Origin of the sequence: Parvibaculum sp., from assembly GCF_049672805.1 — a bacterium.
Taxonomy (GTDB): domain Bacteria; phylum Pseudomonadota; class Alphaproteobacteria; order Parvibaculales; family Parvibaculaceae; genus Parvibaculum.
The window spans coordinates 1-1,534 of record NZ_JBATWS010000112.1; the positions used below are offsets into that span (position 1 = coordinate 1).

The following is a 1,534-nucleotide window of genomic DNA, read 5'->3' on the forward strand; positions in this document are numbered from 1 at the left end:
GGCAAGGTCCGAACCCGCGCCCGGCTCTGAATAGCCCTGACACCAATAATCCTCGCCCGAAAGGATGCGCGGCAGGTAATAGTCCTTCTGCTCCTTGGTGCCGAACTTCATCAGCATCGGCCCGCACATGCGAAGCCCCATCGGAGAAAGGTTCGGCGTGCCTGCCCGCGTGCATTCCGAAACCCAGATATATTTCTGCATCTCGGTCCAGCCCGTGCCGCCATATTCGACGGGCCAGTTCGGCGCGACCCATCCCTTCTTGTAGAGAATTTTTTGCCAGGCAAGGTTCCACTGCTTGTCGGTAAAGACGGACGTGGTGAGCTTGCCTGCTTCTGCCAGTTCGGGTGTCAGATTCTCTGCAAGGAATTGGCGTACTTCATCGCGGAACGCGGCATCGGCCGGCGTAAGGTCGAGATTCATCGGTTTCTTCTGCTTTTCTTTTTGGGGATTCGATCACCGCAGGCAGTCTGTCGAGACTCCCATGCGGCGGCAAGCCTGATGGGCAGGCTGATCCTTGGCAAAGCGCATTGCAAAGCCGAGTGATGAGGCAAGCGCGCGCATGGCAGGGCGCACCACCGGCCTCGCCGCTGCGGAAACCGCGACGCCACACTGTCTTTGCAGTTCCTCCGGCAACAGATCAATCGCTGCCTGCGTGACAAGGCGTTGCAGCGGCTTGCCAGCCGCACCGAGCGGCGTTGCATCGCGCACCAGTGCCAGAAACTCCTGCACCGTCTCATTCGCATAAAGCTTCGGCATCATCTCGGCCATATAGGCATCCATCTCATCCGCTGATGTCGGCACCCATTCCGCACCGAACCCTTTGCCGATGACTTCGCCCTCGCGATAGTAGCGGCTCTCATCCTCGCGCGAGAGACCGGGATCGATATAGCGCTTATAGGCGTTGAGAAATCCCCATGAGGCGGTGGCATGAACCCAGGTGAGAAGCTCAGGCTCCATCGCGCGGTAGCTTGCGCCATCATGCGTCGTTCCTGTCACGCGCTCATGCATGCGGGTGACGCGGCGAAAGGTCTGTTCCGCCATGGCGGTGGGGCCATAGGTCACGGCCATCGCCGCAATACCCGTGCGCTCCATGCGGCGGATCGGATCGACCTTGAAAGTCGAATGATCCCACACGCCCGCGCGCACATGTTTTTCTGAAAGTTCGAGAATGACGGCTGCAATGCCGCCAATGGCGCTCACCACCGGGTTCGCGCTGGCCTTCCATCCCATCGATCCGGGGCCCAAAAGCCCCGGATCGCCCTTGGGAAGGGTAAAATCGAGTCTCGGTACCGCGCCACCATAAGGGCGCGCCGTGTCCCCCTCACGTCCGGACTCGAAGGCAGTGTCGCGCTCCCCGCTCGTGATAGACATTGCGTCCTCCTTTGCCGCGCCACCGCCACCGGCACTATAATCCAAGTAATTGCTCGGAAAACTCGGATTTCAGGACACCCTCGAGCTTTACGGTGCGTAAGGTGCAACCATCTGATTTGAAACCAAAAAAACGTCCGAAACAGGCGCGTTCAAGAGCCAGTTT

2 protein-coding genes are annotated in these 1,534 nt (G+C 59.5%); both read right to left on the minus strand.

Going from position 1 to position 1,534, the window contains the following annotated elements; genetic code table 11:
* Window positions 1-420 (minus strand): acyl-CoA dehydrogenase family protein (locus WBF74_RS03540; RefSeq protein WP_424435255.1); only part of this gene is annotated, 420 nt, incomplete at its 3' end.
* Window positions 421-453: 33 nt separating this feature from the next.
* On the minus strand, window positions 454-1,371 hold the full coding sequence (locus WBF74_RS03545; RefSeq protein ID WP_424435258.1) for an oxygenase MpaB family protein: 918 nt from the start codon (window positions 1,369-1,371) through the stop codon (window positions 454-456).
* Window positions 1,372-1,534: the final 163 nt, after the last annotated feature.